Here is a 22,495-nt window from a genome sequence, read left to right on the forward strand (position 1 = left end):
CCCCCACCCTGCCAGCGCCGGACAACGCGGAGCAGTCCCCAAGGTGAAAATCGGGTGAACGCTCTCGGTTCCCGCGAAGCCCGCCGGTTGCGTCGTAAACGCCCTTTTCGGCGCCGATAAGGGCCGTTACGGAGCAGTCGTTGTTGCCAGGAGGGCGTAGACGCGCCGGAGCCGGTCCAGCCACCAGTCCCTCCGCTCCGGCGCTGCGGCGTATTCCGACAGCAGGCCCGGGTCGACGGCGACGTCGCGGAGGCGGATGGCGCCGTCGTCGGGGACCAGGGAGTCACGGGTGACATCGGCGGCGAGCAGCGACACGGTCCCCAGCCCGCAGGCGTAGGGCAGTTCAGGCAGGGCGGCGGCGAGCGCCAGCCCGGCGCGGATCCCCACGGAGGTGTCCAGGGCGGAGCTGACGACGGCGGGCAGGCCGGCCCGTGCCACGATGTCGAGGGCACGCCGCACTCCCCCCAGGGGTGCCACCTTCACCACAACCAGGTCCGCGGCGCCGGCGCGGGCCACCTTGAGCGGGTCTTCCTCCTTGCGCACGCTCTCGTCCGCGGCGATCAGCACCGGAACGCCGGCGGCCCTGAGCCGGCGGCGCACCTCCGCGAGGCCGGCGATGTCCGGCACCGGCTGCTCGGCATATTCCAGTCCGACGGCGGCCAGCCGGGTCAGTGCCTCGACGGCCGCGGGGACGTCCCAGCCCCCGTTCGCGTCGACCCGGATCGCGGCGTCCGGCAGCGCGGCGCGGACGGCGGCCACCCGGGCGGCGTCGTCGTCGAGCGTCTGGCCGGTCTCGGCGACCTTGACCTTGACGGCGTCCACCCGGCCGAAGCGGGCCAGGATGTCCGGCACCCGGTCGGCAGCGACCGCGGGAACGGTGGCGTTGACCGGGATGCTGTCCCGCAGGGGTTCCGGGAAGCCCTGCCAGCCGGCCTCGACGGCGGCGTAAAGCCAGCGGGAGGCCTCGGCGTCGCCGTACTCGGGGAACGGGCAGAACTCCCCCCAGCCGAGCGGGCCCGGGAGCAGCAGGGCCTCGCGCTCCATGATGCCGCGGAATTTCACCCGCATCGGAAGGGTCACCACCCGGGCCAGGTCCAGGAGCTCCTCCACGCCGCCGGGATTCAGGACGGAAGGGGTGGGGCGGTCGGCAGTGATGGGCATGGCTGTACTCTACCCGCGGCTCCAGCTGCCGCCCTCGCGCCGGACGGTTCCGGGCTGCTCGAGGTCCCAGATGTCGGCAGCCGCCCCGTGCGGCAGTTCCAGGCGCCATTCCTCCCCCGGCGCCGGGTAGGCGCGCACCGTCGCCGGAACCGAGCCGTGACGGTAGACCTCCACGATCGATCCGTCCACGAAGATCCGCAGTTCGTCCCCGCCGGCCACGGTGTCCGCGAAGACTGCCCGGACCTGCTCGGTCGAGGCCAGGACCAGCCGGATCCGGCCCTCCCCGCCGGTGACCGCGGTTTCCGTCTGGCCGGGCAATCGCAGGGTTCCCGCGGCACCCTTGGCGCGCTGGCGGCCCCGGTAGCCGCGCAGCTCCGGTGCCGGTTCGACGGCGAGTGCGTCCCCGTGCACCGCCAGTTGCCGGGGGAAGGTCAGCAGGCCGGCCCAGCCCGCGGCGTCCGCGGCCGGCTGGCCGCGGCCCGTGCGGCCGTCCGGGCCCGACACCTCGTCGGACCAGCCCCACAGCAGGGCACGGTCCGGCAGGGCCAGGATCTGCGGGGCGTAGAAGTCCGGCCCCAGGTCCGCCTTGCCGCCCCGCGCCGGGGTGAAGACCGGCAATCCGCTGGCGGTGTCCTCGGCGAGCGATCCCAGCAGGTAGCCCACGCCGCCGGCATGGTGGCGTTCGTCCGGGGCGGGCCGGAGCGAGGCCATCAGGAGCCAGGTCTCGGCTCCGGAGGAGTCCGGCACGCGGACCAGCTGCGGGCACTCCCAGATTTCGGCCGGCAGGTGCCTGGCGGCCAGGGTGTCCTCGGTGGTGAACCAGATGCCCTCATACCGCCAGTCGTGCAGCTCGTCGGCGCGGTAGAGCAGCACGGCCGCGTGCCCCGAGGCCAGGCCCGCCCCCTGCAGGGCAAAGCGCAGGCCCAGGAAGGTGAAGAAGGACGGACCGCGCACCGCGGTGACGTGGGGATCCGGCGGCACCCGCGCCGCGTTCTGCCCGTCCTGCCGCCAGTCGTCCGTTCCCGGGAGCCGGGGCCGGAGCGCGACCGGGTGTTCCTCCCAGCGGAGCAGGTCCGGGGAACTCAGGTGCCCCCAGCAGACCAGGCGGGGCAGCGCCGAGTCCGGGTTGAACTGGAAGAACACGTGGTACCGGCCGTCGAGGAAACACAGGCCGGCGGGACCGCCGACCCAGCCCTGCGCCGGCCGCGGATGGAAGCGGGGAAAAGCAGCGTCCGGATGGCGTGCCGCAACCTCCGCGGCGGTGGGTCCGCGGCGCTCCTGGTTGTTCATGGCATGACTCTCGTACCGTTCGCGGCGCCGGTCAATCCTCCCCGACACCGCCAGCTTCCGCTCAGAAGCCTCGCAGCGTTCTGTGGGAACCTGTAGGGGTGAGTTTTCGGCAGACACGCAGCAATCAACCCATGTCAGCGGGTGGACCGGACGTGAATCCCGCGCCCGGCCCGGCGCCCCGCGGACCGGGCAGGGCCACCGGATTCCTCTTCCTGCTGGGCACCCTTGGCTGCGTGGCTGCCCTCGCCGCCACCTACTACTTCTTCGTGCGCACCACCACCGGCCAGTTCATCGACGAATCCGCGCTCGTCGAAGCCGTGGAAATCCACGGCGCGGCCGGGAAAGCGAGCAACAAACTCCTGGACTGGCTGCCCGCGCTTTCGGCGCTGATCGCCTCCGTGGTGGTCATCTTCGTGACCGTGGCACGCCGCCGCTGGGCGGCCGCGGGCATCGCCATCGCCGCCGCTGCGGGCGCGAACGTCGCCACCCAGGTCCTGAAGGACCTGGTCCCGGTGCGGCCGTTCCGCGGGATCGAAACTCTGGAATTCAATTCCCTTCCGTCCGGACACACCACCCTGGCCGCCTCGGCCGCGGCCGCGGTGTTCCTGATGGTCTCGCCGCGCTGGCGGCCGCTGGCCGGCTTCCTGGGCGGCAGCTTCGCCGTCGCCACCGGGGTCTCCACGCTCATCAACCAGTGGCACCGGCCCGCCGACGTGGTGGCGGCTTTCCTGGTGGTCGGGGCGTTCATGCTGCCGGCTGGCTGGCTGATCATGCGCAAGGGTCCCAGGTGGAACGTGTGGGACGGCTACAACGGTCACTGGGCCTCCGCCCGGCTGTGGGTTGCCGTCCCGGTGCTGGCGGGGCTTACCTCCGCAGCGGTGGCCACGTACTCGCTGCTGAAGATCGCCCCGGGACCGGGGCAGGAGGGCAGCACAACGAACTACTTCTGGGCCGGCACCTCGCTGATCGTCATCACCGGCTACCTCGCCACGGTCGCCGGTGTGTGGCTGTTTGGCCACGCCGCACGACGCCGACGCGCGGCCTCCGGCGCCTGAGCGCCCGCCCCACGCCGGGGCCGTACCGGCCGGCAGGCCCGGTGCTGCCGCCGTCGTTCCCTTTACAACCGTCCGGGGCAGGCCCAGAATGATCACCTCCGGAGTCTCCGCGGGCTCAGCAGCGCCCTGACTCCTTTCGGTTTTGCTTGCCTTCATCCTGCCCAGACCAAGGGGACGCGCCATGAGCGACAGTGATGCATCACCGGCATCCCGGCGGGCCACACGGCTGGCCTCTGTACCCTCCCAACTGCGGATCAACGCCTACCTCACAGGCTCCGTGTACGCCCGGCGCCAGGACGACCCGGGGGTCTGCGACTTCACCTTCGGCAACCCCCACGAGATGCCCGATGAAAGCTACGTGGACGCGCTCCGGGAGGTCATCACCCCGCGCAATGAGAAGTGGTTTGCCTACAAAACCAACGAAACCGCGGCCCGGGCCGCCGCGGCCGACTCGCTGCGGACGCATGTGGGGGTGGACTTCGGAACGGAAGACATCTTCCTTACCACCGGCGGGTTCTCCGCCATCAGCGTGGCCCTGAAAGCCGTCGGCGATCCCGGTGACGAGGTGATCTTCAGCCTGCCGCCGTGGTTCTTCTACGAACCCCTCGCCGTGGAGGCCGGGCTGGTGCCGGTGAAGGTCCCGATCGACGCGGACAGCCTGGACCTGGACCTGGCGGCCATCCGCTCGGCCGTCACGGAGCGCACCCGCGCGGTGATCGTGAACTCCCCGAACAACCCCACCGGACGGATCTATCCGCCGTCCCTCCTGGCGCAGCTGGCCGAGCTGCTGGAGGCCGAGTCGTCCCGCATCGGGCGCCGCATCTACCTCGTGTCGGACGAGGCTTACAACCGCATCATCTTCGACGGAGCCCGCTTCCACAGCCCGGCCGAATACTATCCCCACACCCTGCTGGCCTACACCTACGGCAAGACCCATCTGGCCCCGGGGCAGCGGATCGGCTACCTCGCGGTGTCCCCCGCCATGCCGGACAGCGCCGCGTTGCGCGGGGCCATCGCGGCCCTGCAGATGGCCGGCGGCTGGGTCTTTCCGAACGCCGACATGCAGTACGTCCTGCCGCGGCTAGAGCAGTTTTCAATCGACATCGGCCGGCTCCAGCGCAAGCGGGACGTGTTTGTGGACGCGCTCACCGCGATGGGCTACCGGCTCCGGCCGCCCGAAGGCACGTTCTACCTTTTCGTGCGCACCCCCGGCGGGGGCGACGACGACGCATTCGCCGACGCGCTCGCGGAGGACGGGGTTTTTGTGCTGCCCGGCACGCTGTTCGAGACGCCGGGGTTCTTCCGGATCTCGCTCACCGCGAGCGAGGAAATGATCGAGCGCAGCCTGCCGCTCTTTGCCGCCGCGTTCCGGCGCGCAGGCGGCGCCAGCCCCCTGCCGGCGTCCCCGGCGAGTGCCTGACACCTCAGTAGTTGCGGCGGTGTTTGAGCCGCGGAATGGTGATGGCGAAGACGGCGGCCGCGGCGAAGCCGAGCACGCCGGTGGCGCCCACGCCGGCGCCCAGCGACGCCGCGGCCGTGACGCCGGAGAGCAGCACCGGCCCGCCGGTGGCGCCGGCGTCGGCCATGAACCGCCAGATACCCAAGAACTGCCCGCGGCCGTTGTCCGGCGAAAAGTCGGCTCCGAGCGTCATGTTCAGCCCGGAGCTGATGCCGTTGCCGAAACCGATCAGGAGTGCGGCGAGCAGCAGGCCCACGAATCCGGTGCTGAGGGGGATCAGCAGCATGGCCGTGCCCATGATGAGCGTGGAGGGCACCGCCACCCATTGGCGGCCCTTGCGGTCCATCAGCTTTCCGGCAGGGTAGAAGACCAGCATGTCGATGGCCCCGGAGATGCCATAAATCAGCGAGGCCTGGGTGGCGTCCATGCCCAGGTGTTCGGCCCACAGCGGGATGACCACTTGGCGGGACGCGCGCAACGCGCTGAGCAGCAGGACCCCGACGCCGACGCTCAGGAACACACCGGCGTGGGAGGCCGCGACGCTGCGCAGCGTGGGTTGCGGGACCGGGGTGCCGGCCGTCGGCCCGGCCGCCACAACGAGGTCCGGGATGGTGACGGACAGGCATGCCGCCGCGGCCATTGCCACGACGCCGGCCCAGTAGGCGGCCGTGATGCCGCCGAACTGCATCACCGCGGCGCCGATGAAGGGGCCAATGAAGATGCCGATCCGGTTGACCCCGCCGAGGGTCGAAAGCGCCCGGGCGCGGAGGATGACCGGAACGGCTTCGGTCAGGTATTTCTGCCGGGCCAGGCTGAAGACGCTGGCGGCCATGCCGACCACCACCATCGCCGCGGCCAGCAGCCAGATCCCGGCCGGCACCAGCGGGGAAACAGCGGCGGCGGCGAGGGCGACGGCGCTCGCGGCTGCCGCCCCGACGATCGCCCAGCGCTCGCCGAACTTCAGGGTGATCAGTGACGCCGGCAGGTTAAAGAACCACGAACCGAGTCCAATGAGCGTGACGACCAGGGCCGCGACCGCGACCGAGGCGCCCAGGTCCCGGGCAGACAAGGCCACCACGGGCAGGATCGCGCCTTCGCCGATGCTGAACAGCAGTGCCGGGCCGAAGGCGGGGACGGCGATGCTGCGGAGGCTGAAGTCGGCGGGGCGTGTCGTGGTCATCCCTTCCATCCTAGGTCCGGCTGTGCCCAGCCGGCCGGAGGTTCAGCCGGACGGAGGTTCAGCTGTCGAAGTGGGTGTGGATTTCGCCGCCCGTGACGTTCTTCAGCACATCCGCCGCGACGTCGCGCAGTTTCTGGTTCCGGTTGCTGGAAACCCGGGTAAGGATGGCCATCGCCTCGTCCTGCGAGCAGCGGTTCTGCGCCATCACGACGCCGCAGGCCAGGTCGATGGAGGTGCGGTGTTCCATGGCTGCCTGCAGGTCCTCGGCTCGGGCCTGGGCGGTGCCGATCCGGACGGCCAGGCGCAGCGCCCGGCCGGCGAGGTCCGCGAACCCCGAGGCCTCGGCCACGATTGCCGCGGTGAAGACTCCGGTCGAGGACGCGAAGAAGTTCAGCGCGGCCGCCGAGTCCTCGCCGATTTCCAGGGGTACGCCGAGGGTGCTGCGGCAGCCGTGGGCGGCGAGCTGCTGCTGGTATTCGGGCCAGCGCGGGTCCGTGTCCACATTGGCCAGGAGCACGATGCCCCGGGTCCGCAGCGCCTCGATGCAGGGGCCGTCGCCCAGGCTTTGCTCGATCCGGTCGAGCATGACGGCGTTGCTGCTGCTGCCGGCCACGGTCATGGTTTTCTTCCGCCGCTGCAGCGTCACGCCGCATTCGATGTCCGCCCCGACCGAGTGGCTCAGGGTGGACGCGGAAAATTCCGCGAGGCGGTCGAGGAAGTCCTCGACGTTCTCGGTGCCCACAATGAGGTCCTGCAGCTGGATGGCGGCGTCGTTCCCGGCGTACTTGCTCATGGCCTAAATGTAGCGGCTAAACGTAGCCGTCGACGATCGCGGCGGCAATCTCCCGGTATGCCCGGCGGGTCTCGGGCCGGAGGGAATCGAGCGTGACGAGGTCGCCGTCGGCCACGCCGCGGTCGTGCGGGACGGCGATCAGCTGGCGGCAGATGCCGGAGAGGTGGTCCTCGATGGCGTCCTTGTCCACGCGCGAGGAGACTTCGTCCTTGTCCGTGATGACCACGACGGCGTTCCGTGCAAGGTCCTCGTAGCCGTGGCTGGCGAGCCAGTGCAGGGTGCTACGTGCGCGCTTGGCGCCGCTGACGGCGTAGCCAGCGGCGATGATCAGGTTGTCCGCGGACTGCAGGATCCCGCTCATCGCGTTGTGCGTGACGCCGGTGCCGCAGTCGGTCAGGGCCACGGAGTAGTAGCCGGAGATGAGCTTGCGGATCCGCAGGTACTCCTCCGCGGTGAGCGAATCGGACACCTCCGGATCCTGTTCCCCGGCGATCAGGTGCAGGCGGCCGGCATGGTGCATGTAGCGGGCCAGGGCCGTCAGCGAGTCGATGGATTCGACGTTGCGGAGCAGGTCGCTGATGGTCCGCGGGGCCTGCTGCTGGTAGATCCCCTCGCCGAGGGCGCGCTCCACGAGGTCGCCCGAGTCCGGGTTGGCGTCGATCGCGCAGGGCGGATCGCCGCGGTATTCGGCCAGGGTCAGTCCGACGCCCACCGTGGTGGAGGTCTTGCCGATACCGCCCTTGAGGCTCAGCACGGCGGTGTTGTAGCTGCCCTGGAGCTGGCGGGAAATCCGGCGCGCGAGCTCGTCCTCCTCGCGTTGCCGGGCACTCGGTCCGAGGTTCAGGCTGCCGCCCGTGAGGTTGTAGAGGGCGCCGCGGAAGCCGCCGACCGGACGGGGCTTCTGTTCGCGGACAAAGAGGCCTGGCGAGCTGATGAAGTCCGGCATCGGCGCGTCGGCCAGGGCGGCGGCACGGCTGGCCGAGCGGGTGGCGCGGGTGGGCTGCGGCGGCACGGAGGCGGCTGCGGCGTCAGGGACGGCCAACTCTTCCGGCTCCTGCGGCACTGCCGGCGCCGCCGACGTCGGCGGGGCGACGGGCGGCCGCGGCGCCGCCGGGACCTGGCTGATCACCGGAGTGGCTCCGGTAGCAGGGTTTCCAAAGCGTTCATCGGCGGCCTCGGCGGCCTGGGCCCAGGAGCTGCTGCGCGGCGGGGCCGGACGGGCAGGGGCTTCCGAGGGCTCCGCGGGGATGCTGCGGGGGTTGACGACCGGCATGGTTCCTGTCCGGACAGCTGGATTCTCACCATCGGCACGACGCAGGTCGCGGCGACGGCGAAGTTCAGGCTGTCCTGAGTTTTCAGCAGTGGCAGCTGAGTTGTCTTCCACCGATTCGGGCATCTTTTGGTTTCTCCCCCAGGACTCACAGCGGAGCACGCTGCGGCGCTTGTTGTGACTTCTTTCAAAGAGCCAGTCTAGGCGCAGTCGCCAGCACGCTTAGCTTCGGCCGGATCCGTGGCCCGTCTTGGGGCCCGCCTCAGTGGTGGGCGCGGGTCTCCTGCAGACGCCGGATGAACCACCGGGACTGCTCCGGTCCGTACGGAAGGATCGGTACGGCTTTGGTGGCGTCGTTCGGCGTCTCGCGGGTGGCCTGGGTGGCCTGCCGCACGGCGGTGCTCATGGTGTTGGCCATGGTTTTGACGAACTGGTCGCTGCACGGTTCGCCGTGGCCCGGGATCAGGAATTCGTAGCGGTGCCGCAACGCGGACAGGTGCCGCAGGGCATCGGCCCACTCCTCCGGGAAGGAATCCTCGAAGGACGGGTGTGCGCCCTGTTCCACCAGGTCACCGGCGAACAGCGTGGTGCCCGTCCCCACGAGCAGGTCGCCGTCGGTGTGCCCGCGTCCCAGGTAGAACAGTGTTGCCGTCTGGCCGCCCAAGTCCACCAGGACGGGCTGGTCCTTGACGATCGCGTTCGGCACCACCAGCTCCACCGAGCTGCCCTCGCCGGCAGCCATTTCCGGTTCCGCCGCCGCGACGAAGTGCCGCTGGGCGTCGCCGTTCTCTTCGATGTCCGCCGCGCAGTTTTCGTGCCCCCAGAACTCGGTCACGCCGTCGTCAGCGAAAATGGCGTTGCCGAAGAAGTGGTCGTAGTGGGCATGCGTGTTGACGACCACCAGCGGCAGCTGCGTCTTTTCGCGCACGGCATCGAGGATCTCCCGGCCCTGCCGGGGCCCGCCGCCGGTGTCGATCACCATGGCTCGTTCGGTGCCCACAACCAGGCCGGTGTTGAGCAGGGATCCTTGGGTGGTCAGTACGTAGTTGTCCTGACCGACCTCGAGCCATCGTGACATGAAATCTCCGTATTCCGGCGGTGCGCCGGCATGGTTGGTGCGATGTTCTGGCCTCGATTCTACCCGCGGGGCAAACGGAAAGCCCGGAAGCGGCACCCGTCCGCGTCCGGCAACTTGCCCCCTGGGATCCAGCTGTCTAGGCCGGCAGGATGCCCGAGCGGCTGAGGAGCGCCCGTGTTTTCGGATGCTGCGGCGCGGTAAAAATCCGGCTGGGCGGCCCCTCTTCCACGATGACTCCCTGATCCATGACAACGATCCGGTCTGCTATGTCCCGGGCGAACTGCATCTCGTGGGTGACGATCACCATGGTTGTGCCCTGCTGGGCGATTTTCTTGATTACGGACAGAACCTCGCCCACCAGCTCCGGATCCAGGGCGGAGGTCGGCTCGTCGAACAGCATGACGCTCGGCTCCATGGCCAGGGCCCGGGCAATGGCCACCCGCTGCTTCTGGCCTCCGGAGAGCTTGCTGGGGTAGTTGTCCATCTTGTCGCCCAGGCCCACCATTTCGAGGTTGGGGACAGCCACTTTCCTCGCTTCCGCCGCTGAAAGCTTCTTGACGTCGCGTAACGGCGCCATGACATTCCCCAGCGCCGTCTTGTTCAGGAACAGGTTGAAGTGCTGGAATACGAAGCCGATGTCCGTTCGCTTCTGCGCGGTGATGGACGCCTTCTCGGCGATGAGTTCGCCACCGCGCTCCTCGTAGCCGATCAGGTGGCCGTTGACGTAGATGCGTCCCGCGTCGATGGTTTCAAGCTTGTTGATGCAGCGCAGCAGGGTGCTTTTGCCGGATCCGCTGGAGCCCAATATGGCGATGGTTTCGCCGCGGTGCACCACGAGGTCCACGCCTTTGAGGACTTCCACCCGTTTCTGCACGTGCGGTTTGCCGGAAAGCCTTCTCCACAAGGTCGGTTTCGTCTCGGAAACGAACGTCTTGTGGACGTCGCGGACGTCGATGATGGTCTCGTCAGCCATTGGCCCGTGCCTTTCGTTCAAGCACCACCACGACGCGTGAGAGTGGGAGGCTGATGATCAGATAAAGAAGGGCCGCGGCGGTATAGATGGCCGTGGTCTGGAATGTCTGGCTGTTGAGGATGTTGGCGGTCTTCAGGATCTCCGTCACGGCGATCACCGACGTCAGTGCGGTGTCCTTGATCATCGCTATGAAGTAGTTGCCAATCGGCCCCATGGAGACCACGAAGGACTGCGGAATAACCACCTTCCACAGCGTCTTGGAGGGCGTGTAGCCCAGGGACAGCGCGGCTTCGGTCTGGCCATGCTCCACGGAGAGGATCGCGGAGCGGAAGACCTCGGACAGGTAGGCCGCGTAGTTGAGGCCCAGGCCCAGGATGCCGGCCGGGACAGGTTCGATGCTCACGCCGATGCTGGGAAGGACGAAGAAGATGTAGACAAGCTGCACCAGCAGCGGAGTCCCCCGGATCACTTCCAGGTACACCGTGGCGATGCCGCGGAGGATTTTGATCGAGGAGATCCGGGCCAGGGCAATCAGGAGGCCCAGCACGAGGGCCAGCGCCATGGCGCCAAGCGCCAGTTGCACGACGACGGGAACGGCCTGCAGGAGTGCCGGGAACACGGCCATGGTGTTGGTAATAAAGTCCACTGAAAATCCCTAGGTTAGGGTCGGGCGGGGCCGGCGTGCTCCGCGGTTGCGGATCGCACGCCCGCCGGCCCCGCATGAAGCTGGAACTTATTTGACGGCGTTGGCTTCGGTCAGCCCGTATTTCTTGAGGATCTCCAGGTACTTGGGGGTCTTCTTGAGGTCAGCCAGCCCGGAGTTCAGGTCCTGCAGCAGCTGCGAATCCTCTTTGCGGACGCCGGCCCCGATGATGCCCGGGTAGAACGGCCTATAGGGTGAGACGAGCTTCAGCTTGGGGTTCGGCTTCTGGACCAGGCTGTAGCCGATCACGGCGCTGTCGGTGAAGACCGCATCAACCTGCTTATTTTCCACGGCCGCAAGCAGTGAAGCCTGCGAGTCGAACAGCTTGACCTGGCTGCCGCCAAGGCTGTCAACGAGGTCCTTGAACACGGTGCCCGTCTGGGCGCCAAGAACCTTGCCCTTCACGTCGTCGCGTGAGGCCAGCGTTGAGTCTGCCGGGACCACCATCGCTTCACCTTCTGTGTACCAGGGGTCGGTGAAGTTGATCTGCTTCTTGCGGTCGTCGGTGATATACATGGCGTCCACGATCACGTCGGCTTTTTTGGCGTTGAGCGCGGCGATCAGGGTCGCGTATTCGGAGGTGAAGACTTTGATCTTCCAGCCCTTGGCCTGGGCGATGGCGTTGATCATTTCCCCGTCAATGCCCTTGAGCTCGCCGGAGGCTTGGTCTGTGAAGGAGAAGGGGGCGTCGTTGGACGTGGCGATGGTGATGGTCTTCTGCTCACCGCCGCCGCTGGCCCCGCCCCCGCCGCCTCCGGAGCCACAGGCGGTCATGGCGAGGGCCACAGCAACGCCCATGGGCACCAATGCAGCGAAACGCTTGCGGAGGATTTTTGTATTCATCATGAGGCGCCTTTTGCTAGTGATGGATTTCTACCGGTTGAAGCGGTCGAGCCGCAGAGTGGCAGTGGCCTTATGGGCTGCCATTCCCTCGGTGTCGGAGATCGTGGTGACGTAGTTGGCCAGCCGCGGGGTTGCACTTTTTTCGACCCGCTGGAAGGTAAGGGGTTTGAGGAACCGGGACACGGAGAGCCCGGCGGAGGACCGGGCGCCGCCTCCGGTCGGAAGCACATGGTTCGTGCCGGAGGAGCCCTTGTCCGAGTAGGCCACCGTGGACCACGGGCCCAGGAAGATGGAGCCGTAGTTCTGCAGGTTCTGGTGGTAGTAGACGTCGTCCGAGGTCTGGATTTCCAGATGTTCCGGTGCCAGCAGGTCCATGATCCGCACTGCCGTTTCCCGGTCCTCGGCCACATACACGGTGCCGTAGTCCCGCCAGGCCGGCCCTGCAATGTCCCGTGTGGCCAGCGTCCGCAGCTGCTTGCTGATGTGCCTGATGACCTCTTCTCCCAGCTCGTGGGAGGTGGTTACGAGGGAAGCCGGCGACTGCGGGCCGTGTTCGGCCTGGCCGAGGAGATCAGCGGCCACGAGCTCCGCATCGGCAGATTCGTCGGCGATCACGGCGACCTCGGATGGACCCGCCAGCAGGTCGATGCCGACACGTCCGAACAGCTGCCGCTTGGCCTCGGTCACGTACGCGTTGCCGGCGCCGACCAGAATGTCGACCGGTTGCTCCCCCAGGAGCCCAAAGGCCATGGCGGCCAGGGCCTGCACCCCGCCGAGGGCAAACGCCCTGTCCACGCCGGCCAGGTACGCGGCGTACAGCACTGCGGGGTTGCCCCCGCCCTGGGCGGTTGGCGGCGTGCAGGCCAGGACGTTGGGAACGCCGGCGGCCTTGGCGACCCCCACCGTCATGAAGGCGCTGGCAAGGATCGGAAACCGGCCTGCCGGGAGGTAGGCGCCGACGCGCGCCACCGGCACGTACTTTTGTCCGGTAAAGACTCCCGGGATGAGCTCGACTTCAAAATCGGTGAGGTGTTCGCGTTGCTCTACCGCGAACAGCCTGGTCCGTTCGGCGCTGGCCAGCAGGGCCTCCCGAAGCTCCGGGGAGAGCGACTCACCGGTCTTTGCCAGCTCGTTTTGGCTGATCTCCAGGTTCGTGCCCTGCCACCCGTCCAGGTCCCGGGCGTACTCGGTGACCGCGTCCATTCCGCGGGCCTCGATCTCGCCGAGCATCGCGGATACTGTTGCCACCACTTCGGGAAGCCTTTGCGCTGGCACGTCCTCGATGGCGGGCGCCTTGAGGGTGGTGAAGTTTCCCGGAATGTGAGCCTTGTCACGCTGGGTGATGTGCATGGCCTAAAGCTACTGACGCGTGTGCCATCGCACAACGGGACCCAAACATGTGCCTCATACAGGGTGGCCCTATGCTTAAGCCAGCTGATTTTGCCCGCGCCACCCGAGCGGTCCACCCCGCATCATTGTCTGCAAACCTGCCGAATGTCTTACTGAGAGCCAGGGTTAGCCATGACACTCGCGCAACTCCGGGCCTTCTTAGCGGCCTACGAACTCGGTTCCTTCACCGCTGCGGCACGAAAGCTGGAAACAAGCCAGGCCTCTGTCTCCGAACTCATCAGCCGGCTCGAACATGAGCTGCAGCACAGCCTGTTCACCCGCGGCGGGCGGCGGCTCATTCCTACCACGGCGGCTGTGGAACTGCGGGTCCACGCGCTGCAATCGGTCACCTCGTTCGACAACGGAGTCGAGGCGCTGAGGTCCATGTCGGCGCTGGAGGGAGGCGTCTGCACTTTTGGAGTGCTGCGGTACGGAGCCCACTACGACCTCGCCGACCTGGTGCAGCGCTTCCACCGCCGGTACCCCAAGGTCAGGGTGCGCCTCGTCGGGTTGAACTCGGTGACCGTGGCCGAGTCCGTGGCGTCGGGCGAAATCGAGGCCGGGCTGATCGTGCTGCCGGTGGCGGAAACGGGCCTTCAGGTTCGGCCGCTCTTCCGGGACGAAGTCTTCTTCGTGTCGGCCACCCGGCATCCTTCACGCGGCCCGGTCACCATTGAGGAGCTCGCTGAGTCGAAACTGGTCCTCTATGACGCCTTCGCCGGCTGGCGTGACCCCACCCGCCGGCAGATTCTGGAACGCGCCCATCTCAAGGGGCTGAAAATCGATCCGGCCATCGAGGTGGAACATGTCGACACCGCCCTGGGCCTGGTCGCCGCAGGGGCGGCTGACTCTTTTGTCCCCCAGGCGATTGTCAGAGGACCCGGTTTTCCGAAAAACGTCCATGCCGTCCCTTTCGCCGAGCCCTTGTTCGACACGATCGCCCTCATCCAGCGGGAGGGCGCCTACTTGTCGCCGGCGACCCGGAAGATGGCCCAGATGGCAGCGCGGACGTTGCTGTCCAAAGTGCCGCCGGGCCAGGTCCCGGGCCGCGGCACCGTGCACTAGCCGGCAGTCTCAGAGATCGGCCAGCACGGCCCCCGGGTTCTCGATCGCATCGGCGACGTAGCGCAGGAAACCGCCGGCGGTTCCGCCGTCGCACACACGGTGGTCGAAGGTGAGCGTCAGCTCGGTGACCTTGCGGACGGCAAGCTCCCCGTTGACCACCCACGGCTTGTCGATGATGCGTCCGACGCCGAGGATGCCCACCTCGGGGTGGTTGATGATTGCCGCGGAACCGTCCACGCCGAAGACGCCGTAGTTGTTCAGCGTGAAAGTGCCGCTGCCCAGCTCCGCAGGCGTGGCTTTACCGTCGCGGACGACGGCGGTGAGCCGCCGGATCTCCGCATCCAGTTCCCGGGCGCTGAGTTTGTCCGCATTCCGCACGGAGGGGACCATCAAACCCCGGTCCGTCTGCGCCGCAAACCCCAGGTTGACGCCGTCGAAGGCCACGATTTCCTGGCTGGCCCCGCCCGTGGTGTCCTCGGTGGTGACGATCCGGGTGTTCAGCTCCGGGAACTTCTTGAGCCCGGCGGTGACGAACCGGGCAATGAACGCCAGCAGCCCCGGGGCGTGGTGCGGATCCGTCTTCTTCAACGCGGCACGAAGCTCCACGAGCGCCGTGGCGTCCACGTCCACCCACACGGTGGCTTCGGGAATCTCGGAACGGCTGCGGCTCATGTTCGCGGCCACGGCCTTGCGCACGCCCCGGACCGGGGTGCGCCCGGAAATGCCCAGCCCGGTCCGCGCATCGGTGCCACCGGCGGCGGGGTGCGCCGTTTCCGCCGGCTGCGCCGCGGGTCGCCCAGCTGCCGGAGCCGGCTTGATCAGGGCCTCGACGTCGCGGCGCATGATCAGCCCGCTCGTCCCGGAACCCTGCAGCTCCCCTAAATCAACCCCATGGTCCCGCGCCATCCGCCGGACCAGCGGAGAAATCACGGCCCCCAGCTTCCCCGGAACCCGCGTCCGCATCAGCAAGAGATCGTCCGCAGCCTTCTCCGCCGCAGACACCTGAGCCACAGGCTCGGCCAATACGGCCCGCTTAGGTGCCCGCGTCCGCCGAGCAACCCCGTGCCCGCCCGGAGTCCCATACCCAATCAGCACATTCCCGGACCCGGCTTTCTCCTCCTCGCGGTAAACCTCGGCAGCTACTGCGGCCGGCGAGTCGGCAACAACGGCCGGTGAGTCGACAGCGCTACCAGCCGACGCAGGCAATGCCGCCCCGGGAGTGGCATCGGGCCTGTCGGAGCCGGACGGCATGCTGCTTGCAGCAATGCCGTCCGGCGAAGGGGCGGGGGCGGCATTGCCTGTGGCGGCGCCACTGGCGGCATCATCCGCGCCGGCCTCCCGGGCACCCGTACCGGGGGCCCCACCGCCGGACACGGAGACACCAACAGGAGTCACAGAAATCAGCGGCTTGCCGACGTCGAGCGTCTGGCCGGGCTCGCCGTGCAGCACGGCGACGGTGCCGGCATACGGCGAGGGGACCTCGACCATGGACTTGGCCGTCTCCACCTCGGCGATCGGCTGGTCAACGCGGATCTCGTCACCCACGGCTACGAGCCAGCTGACGAGCTCGGCTTCGGTGAGGCCTTCGCCGAGGTCCGGCAGGAGGAATACTTTCGGTTCGGTCATGGTCAGTCTTCCCACTGGAGGTCGTCAACGGCGTCGAGGATGCGGTCCACGCCGGGCAGGTAGTAGTGCTCGAGTTTCGGCGCCGGGTACGGCACGTCGAAGCCGGTGACGCGGCGGATCGGCGCGGCCAGGTGGTGGAAGCAGCGTTCCTGGACCCGGGCCACGATCTCGGAGGCCACCGAGGCGAAGCCGTGGGCTTCGGCGATGACAACGGCGCGGCCGGTTTTGCGGACCGAGGCGCAGACGGTCTCGTCGTCGAACGGCACGATCGAGCGGACGTCGATCACCTCAAGTGAGCGGCCCTCCTCGGCGGCGGCGGCCGCGGCGGCGAGCGCCGTCGGGACGGACGGGCCGTAGGCGATCAGCGTGGCGTCGGTGCCGGGACGGGCGACGGCGGCGCGGCCCTCGGAGGAGGTCCCGCGTTCGGCGTTCGCGGCGTGCTCGGCCCGCAGCGCGTCCAGGTCCACCTGGTCCTTGGACCAATACAGCTTCTTGGGCTCCATGAACATCACCGGGTCATCCGAGTCGATGGCTTCGCGGAGCATCCGGTAGCCGTCGGCCACGGTGGCCGGGGTGAAAACCTTGAGGCCAGCGGTGTGGGCGTAATAGGCCTCGGAGGAGTCGCAGTGGTGCTCCACTCCCCCGATGCCGCCGGCGTACGGGACGCGGATGACGATCGGCAGCTTCACGGTGCCTTTGGTGCGGTTGTGCATCTTGGCGACGTGGCTGACGATCTGTTCGAACGCCGGGTAGGCGAAGGCGTCGAACTGCATCTCGATGACCGGGCGCATGCCGTTCATGGCCATGCCCACGGCCATGCCGACAATGCCGGATTCGGCCAGCGGGGTGTCGAAGCAGCGGCTCTGCCCGAAGGTCTTGGTGAGCCCGTCGGTGATGCGGAAGACGCCGCCAAGCATGCCGACGTCCTCACCGAAGACCAGGACCGAGGCATCGGCGTGCATGGCGTCGGCCATGGCGGTGTTCAGCGCCTTGGCCAGGGTGATGGTCTGCGGGCCGGTCTTTTCGGCTTCAACGGCGGCCTTGGCTGCGGCCCGGGCCGTGGCGGCACTGACGTTGTTGTTCGCCTCGGAGGAGGTGGTGACGGTGGGGCTCATTGTGCGGACTCCTCGGAAGTCGTGGCGGAGGCGGCGTCGCGTGCCAGTTCGTCGGCGAGCATGGCGGACTGTTCCTTCAGCTGCGGGGTCGGGGCGGAGAAGACGTACTTGAAGAGGTCCTGGGGATCTACGGGGACATCCTCGCCCAGGCCCTCGCGCAGCTGCGCGGCTACGGTTTCGGCCTTTTCCGCGATCCGGGCGGCGCCGTCGTCGTCGAGCAGTCCGCGCTCCGTCAGGTAGGTCTTCATCCGGCTCAGCGGATCCTTGGCGACCCATTCGGCCACCTCGCTGTCCTGCCGGTAACGGGTGGCGTCGTCGGCGTTGGTGTGGGCCTGCATCCGGTAGGTGTGCGCTTCCACCAGGAGCGGGCCGGAACCGTCGCGGGCCAGTTTCACGGCCCGGCCGAGTACGGCCAGGAGCGCAACAATGTCGTTGCCGTCCACGCGTTCGCCGGCCATGCCATAGCCGACGGCCTTGTGCGCGAGCGACGGCGCGACCGACTGGTGCGCGAGCGGCACGGAGATGGCGTACTGGTTGTTCTGGACGAAGAAGACCACCGGGAGGTGGAACACGGCGGCAAAGTTCAGTGCCTCGTGGAAGTCGCCCTCGCTGGTGGCGCCGTCGCCGCACATGGCCAGGACAACGGTGTCCTCGCCGCGGAGTTTGGCCGCGTGGGCGACGCCGACGGCGTGGAGCAGTTGGGTGGTCAGCGGCGTGCACTGGATGCCGACCTTGTGCTTGGCGGGGTCGTAGCCGCCGTGCCAGTCGCCACGGAACAGCGTCATGGTCTGGACCGGGTCCACGCCGCGGGCCATCACGGCCACCGAGTCGCGGTAGGTGGGGAACATCCAGTCCCCGTCGGAGAGGCAGAGCGCCGCCGCGACCTGGCAGGCCTCCTGGCCGTGGCTGGAGGGGTAGACGGCCATCCGGCCCTGGCGGACCAGCGCGGAGTTTTGGTCGTTGACGCGGCGGCCGACGACTAGCTGCTCGTAGGCGGCCATCAGTTCCGCGTCCCCCGGGAGGCCGTATTCGTGGCCAGGCTGGGCGCCCTGCTCCGTGTGCGCGTTCGGCGCGCCGTCGGGTCCCACGATCTGGATCGGGTGCCGGGCGGGAAGCATGTAGTCCTCGACCGTGATGCCGAACTTGCGCACGGCCTCGCTGGCGGGATTTTCCGTCGCGGCGGAGGCCGCTTGCCCGGGGGCCGGCTGCTGCGCGGCCACAGGCTGCTGCGCAGGGTGGTCTGCGGAGATCGTCATTGGTCCGTCTTTCTGTAGCCACTATTCGCTCCCAGTATGGTCCCGGGGACCGTTTCGTATCCACCCCCGGGCGGAATCATGGAGAAGTCCCGGATTTTGCCCTAACCTGAAAGACAAAACGTAAATGTGAGCTGGATTACCGGCGGAGGTTGTGGACAAATGGCAGAGGCGGAAGCGGACCAGGCGGTACCGCTCGACGACGTGGACCGGAACATCATCGCCGAGCTGACCCGTGACGGCCGGATGTCCGTGACCCAGGTGGCCGAGAATGTCCACATTTCCCGCGCCCACGCGTACACCCGGATTGCCCGGCTGACCGGCGAGGGGGTCCTTACCAAGTTCACGGCGCTCGTGGATCCGATCAAGGCCGGGCTGAAGTCATCCGCCTACGTGACGCTGAAGGTGCGCCAGCATTCCTGGCGGGAGCTTCGGGAACTGCTCCGCGCGATTCCCGAGGTGCACCACATCGCCCTGGTGGGCGGTGACTTCGACGTCATTCTGCTGGTCCGCGCCGTGGACAACGTGGACCTGCGCCGGGTGATCTTCGACCAGCTGCAGTCCATGCCCGGGGTCCTGGACACGCAGACGTTCCTGGTGTTCGAGGACCTGGATACGAGATAGCCGCCCCGGGCCGCAAGGTACTCCGGTCAGTTCACGAAACCCTTGAGCCAGATCTTGAGTTCTTCGCCGAACTCAACGCGCTCGCAGGCGATGGTGATGACGGCCTTCAGGTAGCTGAGCTTGTCTCCGGTGTCGTAGCGCCGGCCTTTGAAGACCACGCCGTAGACGCCGGAGCCTTCGCCCTCACCGACGGCCAGGGACTGCAGCGCATCCGTCAGCTGGATCTCGCCGCCGCGCCCCGGCGGGGTGTCCTCCAGGACGCCGAAAACAGACGGGTGCAGCACGTAGCGGCCGATCACGGCAAGGTTCGAGGGCGCCTCGCCGGCGGCCGGCTTCTCAACCAGGCTGTTCACCCGGACGAACTCCTCGCCCTCGATGGCCGTAATGTCCGCGCATCCGTAAGCGCTGATCTGCGAAGGATCCACCTCGATCAGGGCAATCACCGATCCACCCGTCTTCTGCTGCACCTCCATCATGGTGGTGAGCAGGTCCTCGGCTTCATCTATCAGGTCATCGCCCAAGAGGACGGCAAACGGCTCGTCGCCCACATGCTGGCTGGCGCACAGCACAGCGTGCCCCAGGCCCTTGGCCTCTCCCTGCCGGACGTAGTGGATGGGTCCGAGGGCGGAGGCCTCGTGAACCGCGGCCAGGCGCTCCGTGTCGCCCTTGAGCTCCAGCGTCCGCTCGAGCCCGGGCGCCCGGTCAAAGTGGTCCTCCAACGCGCGCTTCTGCCGCCCCGTAATCATCAGCAGGTCCGTGAGCCCGGCCCTGACAGCCTCTTCGACCACGTACTGGATGGCCGGCTGGTCCACCACAGGCAGCATTTCCTTAGGCATCGCCTTCGTTGCCGGCAGGAAGCGGGTGCCCAGTCCAGCGGCAGGAATGACAGCCTTAGTTACGGATTTCCCCAAAGTCATAACCGAACATTACAAGCGCGTTCCGGAAATGAGAATGCTTCGTAGCAAAGACGAGTACTAGCGCAGCCAGGGCTCGGTAAGGCGCAGGAGCGGCTATCTGCCCTTGAAAACCGGGGCGCGCTTCTCTTGGAAGGCCAGGAAACCCTCGGCGTAGTCCTCGCTCTTGCAGAGGCGGGCCTGCTCGGCGTTCTCCTCCTCCATAGCCTCCCAGAGGCCAAGGCGCTGGTCGCGGATATGTGCCACCAGTTCCTTGCTGGCGTTGAACGCTCCGGTCGCGCCGGTGGCCACCCTGGCGACGATGGCCCGGGTGTTCTCCAGCAGCTCCTCCGCTGGCATGGCGCGGCTGAACAGTCCCTGCGCCACCGCCTCGGCGCCGCTCATGAGCTCCGCGGTGTAGATCAAATCGAGGGTGCGGTGCATCCCAAGCCGTTCGGTGAAGTACCAATGGCCGCCGGAGTCCAGCGTGGCGCCGAGCTTGGCGAAAGGGGAACCGAACTTGGCCGTGTCCGCGACGTAGACCACGTCCGTGGCCAGCAGCAGCCCGAGCCCCACCCCCAGGCAGGCGCCCTGCGCTGCGGCGAAGGTGGGTGCCGGGAAGGAGCTCATCTTCTTTAGCAGCGGCTGGACGAGTCCGCCCAGGTAGGCCTGGGCGTCGTCGCTCTCCGGAGTCACGCCTGCGATGTCCCTGCCCGCGCAGAAGGCACGGCCCTCGCCGCGCAGCAGCAGTGCCCGCACCTCCCCGCGCGCGGCGGCGTCGGCGGCGTCGTCGTACGCCTGTGCCAAATCCTGCAGCGCCTGCTCGTCCAGCGAGTTCAGCTTCTGCGGCGCGTCCAGGACAACCTCGGCGATGCCGTCGGCGATGGTCAGGGAAATCATGCGGCTCCTTGGATGGGTGAAGGCTTAGACGTCGAAGTCGACGGTGACTTCGGCGGTGGTGGGATGGGACTGGCAGGTCAGCACGTAGCCCTTGTCCAGTTCGTCCTGCTCCAGCGCGTAGTTCTCGTCCATCGTGACCGAGCCGCTGACCACCTTGGCGCGGCAGGTGCCGCAGACGCCGCCGGCGCACGCGAAGGGGACGTCCGGCCGGACCCGCAGGGCCGCGTTGAGGATCGATTCGCGGGCGTGGGTGGGGCTGGCGACCTCGCCCTGCAGTCCGTCGAGCTTGAAGGTGATCTTGTACGTCTCTTTGGACTCGTCCGCGATCACCGGCCGGCCGATGTTGCCCTCGGGGCGGTCCGGCTTGCCGGAGCTGAACAGCTCGTAGCGGACGTGTTCCGGCTCCACGCCCCGGGCCGCAAGGGTGTCGCGGCACAGCTGGACGAGCTCGAACGGTCCGCAGAGGAACCATTCGTCGACGTCGTCGGCGTGGATCGCGGTGCCCAGCAGCGCCTGGAGCTTTTCGGCGTCGATCCGGCCGCTGAGCAGCGGCGCGATCCGCTGTTCGCGCGAGAGCACGTGGTGCAGCGCCAGGCGCGACGGGTACTTGTCCTTGAGGTCCGCGAGTTCCTCAAGGAACATCACGTCCATGGCGGCCTTGTTGGCGTAGATCAAGTCGAAGCGGGTATCCGGGTGGGCAGCGAGCAGCGTCCGGGCGATCGCGATCACGGGAGTGATGCCGGATCCGGCGGCGATCGCGACAAACGATCCGGGCTCCCCCGCAAGCTCTTCCGGATGGTTCATGGAGTTCATGACGTTCTGTTCCACGGGCTTGCCGTCGCGGCCGTGCTTGGACACAAATGCGCCCATCGGGCTCATCACGTCCAGGACGTCGCCGGCCTTGAGCTCGGAGTTGGCCCAGGTGGAGAAAAGGCCGCCGAGGTCCTTCTTGATGGCCACACGGATCTCGCTGCTGCCGTCCGCGAAGCTGCGCGGCTCCGCGCAGATCGAGTAGCTGCGGCGGATTTCCTTCGGCTCGCCGGACTCGTCCGGAAGGGTGGTTCGCAGGGCGACGTACTGGCCCGGGAGGTAATCGAACTGGCCGGCCAGTTCAGCCGGAACGCCGAAGGTCACCTCGATGGCGTCATCGGTGAGCCGGCGGACTTCGTCCACCGTCAGGGCGTGGAAGGACGCACGACGGCGGCCGGTGGCTGCGGCCGACTCGGCGGCGGTCTGGCGGACAACAGTCATGGAGGCACCTGTTCCTTACAAAACTTTGAAGTAGTCGAACGGTTCCTTGCAGTCCTGGCAGACGTACAGCGCCTTGCAGGACGTGGAACCGAAGCGGGTGAGTTCCTTGGTGTTCAGCGATGAACACTGCGGGCATTTGACGGCGAGGGACAGGCGGATCGGCCCGGCGTGCCGGACGGCGTTGGAGTGGCCGGAAGGCGGGGCGATCCCGTACTGCTCCAGCTTGGCCTTGCCGGACTCGCTCATCCAGTCCGTGGTCCATGCCGGGGAGAGAACCAGCTCAACGTTGACGCTGGGATAGCCCTCCCGGTTGAAGGCGGTCACGAGGTCGTCGCGAATGGCGTCCATGGCAGGGCAGCCCGAGTAGGTGGGCGTGATGGTGACTTGCACGGCCGGGACCATGCCGCCGTCGTCTGCGTTTGGTTCCTTCGTCACCCGGACGTCGCGAAGGATCCCGAGGTCCTCGATGGTGAGGACGGGGATTTCCGGGTCGCAGACCCTGGCGGCGACGTCCCAGGCTTTCTGATCCGCAGTCTTCTGGTCTGCGGTCTTCTGCTGCCCGGGTGCCATGGAA

21 protein-coding genes are annotated in these 22,495 nt (G+C 67.9%); 4 read left to right on the forward strand and 17 right to left on the reverse strand.

Annotated elements, in window-relative coordinates; translation table 11 throughout:
• Positions 1-126: 126 nt before the first annotated feature.
• Positions 127-1,161, reverse strand: coding sequence for an o-succinylbenzoate synthase (locus AC1DBL_RS02530; protein ID WP_476925398.1), 1,035 nt, complete (start codon positions 1,159-1,161; stop codon positions 127-129).
• Between the two features lie 9 nt (positions 1,162-1,170).
• The gene (locus tag AC1DBL_RS02535) at positions 1,171-2,451 is read right to left on the reverse strand and encodes a glycoside hydrolase family 32 protein (RefSeq protein WP_476925399.1); all 1,281 of its coding nucleotides are present in this window, start codon (positions 2,449-2,451) and stop codon (positions 1,171-1,173) included.
• Between the two features lie 131 nt (positions 2,452-2,582).
• Between AC1DBL_RS02535 and AC1DBL_RS02540 the strand changes: the two genes are divergently transcribed.
• Positions 2,583-3,506, forward strand: coding sequence for a phosphatase PAP2 family protein (locus AC1DBL_RS02540; protein WP_441416897.1), 924 nt, complete (start codon positions 2,583-2,585; stop codon positions 3,504-3,506).
• Positions 3,507-3,687: 181 nt separating this feature from the next.
• Positions 3,688-4,926, forward strand: a complete 1,239-nt coding sequence (locus tag AC1DBL_RS02545) for an aminotransferase class I/II-fold pyridoxal phosphate-dependent enzyme (protein WP_476925400.1) — start codon at positions 3,688-3,690, stop codon at positions 4,924-4,926.
• 4 nt (positions 4,927-4,930) lie between these two features.
• Here the strand turns inward: AC1DBL_RS02545 and AC1DBL_RS02550 are convergent, their stop codons facing one another.
• The 8 genes from AC1DBL_RS02550 to hisD form a co-directional block, all read right to left on the reverse strand.
• Positions 4,931-6,145 carry an MFS transporter gene (locus tag AC1DBL_RS02550; RefSeq protein WP_476925401.1) on the reverse strand — a complete coding sequence of 405 codons (1,215 nt, stop codon included), beginning with the start codon at positions 6,143-6,145 and terminating at the stop codon, positions 4,931-4,933.
• 58 nt (positions 6,146-6,203) lie between these two features.
• Complete coding sequence (locus AC1DBL_RS02555) at positions 6,204-6,938, reverse strand: GAF and ANTAR domain-containing protein (protein WP_441416894.1); 735 nt, start codon at positions 6,936-6,938, stop codon at positions 6,204-6,206.
• Between the two features lie 16 nt (positions 6,939-6,954).
• On the reverse strand, positions 6,955-8,334 hold the full coding sequence (locus AC1DBL_RS02560; protein ID WP_441416893.1) for a MinD/ParA family ATP-binding protein: 1,380 nt from the start codon (positions 8,332-8,334) through the stop codon (positions 6,955-6,957).
• A 136-nt stretch (positions 8,335-8,470) separates the two neighbouring features.
• Complete coding sequence (locus tag AC1DBL_RS02565) at positions 8,471-9,286, reverse strand: MBL fold metallo-hydrolase (protein WP_441416892.1); 816 nt, start codon at positions 9,284-9,286, stop codon at positions 8,471-8,473.
• A gap of 136 nt (positions 9,287-9,422) precedes the next feature.
• Positions 9,423-10,259: an amino acid ABC transporter ATP-binding protein gene (locus AC1DBL_RS02570; RefSeq protein ID WP_441416891.1), complete on the reverse strand. Its 837-nt coding sequence runs from the start codon at positions 10,257-10,259 to the stop codon at positions 9,423-9,425.
• The gene (locus AC1DBL_RS02575) at positions 10,252-10,905 is read right to left on the reverse strand and encodes an amino acid ABC transporter permease (RefSeq protein WP_476892036.1); all 654 of its coding nucleotides are present in this window, start codon (positions 10,903-10,905) and stop codon (positions 10,252-10,254) included. The genes AC1DBL_RS02570 and AC1DBL_RS02575 overlap by 8 nt, the downstream gene beginning before the upstream one ends.
• A gap of 87 nt (positions 10,906-10,992) precedes the next feature.
• A complete protein-coding gene (locus tag AC1DBL_RS02580) occupies positions 10,993-11,808 on the reverse strand; it encodes an ABC transporter substrate-binding protein (protein WP_476925402.1) in 816 nt (271 codons plus the stop codon).
• Positions 11,809-11,835: 27 nt separating this feature from the next.
• Positions 11,836-13,155, reverse strand: coding sequence for a histidinol dehydrogenase (hisD, locus tag AC1DBL_RS02585; protein WP_441416888.1), 1,320 nt, complete (start codon positions 13,153-13,155; stop codon positions 11,836-11,838).
• 171 nt (positions 13,156-13,326) lie between these two features.
• Between hisD and AC1DBL_RS02590 the strand changes: the two genes are divergently transcribed.
• Positions 13,327-14,259: a LysR family transcriptional regulator gene (locus AC1DBL_RS02590; protein ID WP_441416887.1), complete on the forward strand. Its 933-nt coding sequence runs from the start codon at positions 13,327-13,329 to the stop codon at positions 14,257-14,259.
• 9 nt (positions 14,260-14,268) lie between these two features.
• Here AC1DBL_RS02590 and AC1DBL_RS02595 read toward each other — a convergent pair whose 3' ends face one another.
• Genes AC1DBL_RS02595 through pdhA form a run of 3 tightly spaced genes read right to left on the reverse strand, consistent with a single transcriptional unit; the run spans position 14,269 to position 18,256 of the window.
• Entirely contained in the window at positions 14,269-15,885 is a 1,617-nt protein-coding gene (locus AC1DBL_RS02595; protein ID WP_476925403.1) for a dihydrolipoamide acetyltransferase family protein, read from the reverse strand.
• Positions 15,886-15,887: 2 nt separating this feature from the next.
• Complete coding sequence (locus AC1DBL_RS02600) at positions 15,888-17,000, reverse strand: alpha-ketoacid dehydrogenase subunit beta (RefSeq protein WP_441416885.1); 1,113 nt, start codon at positions 16,998-17,000, stop codon at positions 15,888-15,890.
• Positions 16,997-18,256 carry a pyruvate dehydrogenase (acetyl-transferring) E1 component subunit alpha gene (gene pdhA / locus AC1DBL_RS02605; protein WP_441416884.1) on the reverse strand — a complete coding sequence of 420 codons (1,260 nt, stop codon included), beginning with the start codon at positions 18,254-18,256 and terminating at the stop codon, positions 16,997-16,999. The genes AC1DBL_RS02600 and pdhA overlap by 4 nt, the downstream gene beginning before the upstream one ends.
• 159 nt (positions 18,257-18,415) lie before the next feature.
• On the opposite strand from pdhA, the gene AC1DBL_RS02610 reads away from it, so the two are divergent.
• The gene (locus AC1DBL_RS02610) at positions 18,416-18,877 is read left to right on the forward strand and encodes an Lrp/AsnC family transcriptional regulator (protein WP_441416883.1); all 462 of its coding nucleotides are present in this window, start codon (positions 18,416-18,418) and stop codon (positions 18,875-18,877) included.
• Positions 18,878-18,903: 26 nt separating this feature from the next.
• Here AC1DBL_RS02610 and galU read toward each other — a convergent pair whose 3' ends face one another.
• The 4 genes from galU to paaD all read right to left on the reverse strand — a co-directional run bounded on the left by galU (position 18,904) and on the right by paaD (position 22,491).
• A complete protein-coding gene (gene galU / locus AC1DBL_RS02615; RefSeq protein WP_441416882.1) occupies positions 18,904-19,794 on the reverse strand; it encodes a UTP--glucose-1-phosphate uridylyltransferase GalU in 891 nt (296 codons plus the stop codon).
• 93 nt (positions 19,795-19,887) lie between these two features.
• On the reverse strand, positions 19,888-20,670 hold the full coding sequence (locus AC1DBL_RS02620) for an enoyl-CoA hydratase/isomerase family protein (RefSeq protein ID WP_476925404.1): 783 nt from the start codon (positions 20,668-20,670) through the stop codon (positions 19,888-19,890).
• 24 nt (positions 20,671-20,694) lie between these two features.
• Positions 20,695-21,921, reverse strand: a complete 1,227-nt coding sequence (paaE, locus tag AC1DBL_RS02625) for a 1,2-phenylacetyl-CoA epoxidase subunit PaaE (protein WP_476925405.1) — start codon at positions 21,919-21,921, stop codon at positions 20,695-20,697.
• Between the two features lie 15 nt (positions 21,922-21,936).
• Positions 21,937-22,491 (reverse strand): 1,2-phenylacetyl-CoA epoxidase subunit PaaD, encoded by a 555-nt coding sequence (gene paaD / locus AC1DBL_RS02630; protein ID WP_476925547.1) that lies wholly within the window; start codon positions 22,489-22,491, stop codon positions 21,937-21,939.
• Positions 22,492-22,495 lie beyond the last annotated feature (4 nt).

Source organism: Arthrobacter sp. 10T44, assembly GCF_056393885.1.